Annotated in this window: 1 pseudogene; it reads right to left on the minus strand. The window is 73.6% G+C overall.

The annotated features are described in order from the left end of the window. Window positions 1-111 precede the first annotated feature (111 nt). Window positions 112-795: pseudogene (locus F6X68_RS32880) on the minus strand (carboxypeptidase); the annotation flags it as partial.

The following is a 795-nucleotide window of genomic DNA, read 5'->3' on the forward strand; positions in this document are numbered from 1 at the left end:
CCGGGGATGAGGGTCTGGGACACGGTCTCTCCACTCCAGTACCGGTACGGCAGGTGCCGGCAGGTCGGCGGTGGGCCGACCTGCCGGCACCTCGGCGGGGGACTCAGCAGGTCACAGCTGGACGCACTGGCCGAACTTCGGACCACTCACGGAGTTGGCGACCTCCAGGTTCGTCGGTGCCGGGGAGTTGCCGGTGCAGTCCAGCGGGCCGTTGACGGTGTTGCCGGCCACCAGCGGGGCCACGTCCTTGCCGTTGACCACGCCGACCGGGCCGGTCAGCGTGTTGCCGACCACCACGACCGGGCCCTGGGTGCCGGTGGCGCGCACCGGGCCGTTGACCTTGCTGTCGGTCACGACGAACCCGGCGGCGCCGGTGGCATCGACGGGACCGTTGATCGAGCTGCCGTTGACGATCAGCACGGCGCCGGGCTGAACCCGGATCGGACCCCGGACGGTGGCCCCGTCCAGGCAGGCGACGCCGGAGACGACCAGCGGGCCGTTGCGGGTACCGGTCAGGGTGGGGGCGACCCGCTCGCCGGCGACCAGGCCCTCCACGGCCTGCTCGTCGAGCAGCAGCGGGATCAGGCCCCGCTGCGGCTGGGACAGCGGAACCAGGTAGCTGTCGCCGACCTTGATCACCTTCCAGCCGTGGGCGGCGAGCCGCTGGGCCACGGTGGTGCGCTGGCCGGTCGGGCCGTCGGTGCGCTCGCCGTGGTACTGCTCCTCCGTCAGCCGGTACGCGCACGGCGCCTGCTCGAGGATCCGCTCCGGGGTGGGGGCGTCCGCGGGCGGCGG

The sequence above is a fragment of the Micromonospora sp. AMSO12t genome (assembly GCF_008806585.1).
In the GTDB taxonomy this organism is placed as follows: Bacteria; Actinomycetota; Actinomycetes; order Mycobacteriales; family Micromonosporaceae; genus Micromonospora; species Micromonospora reichwaldensis.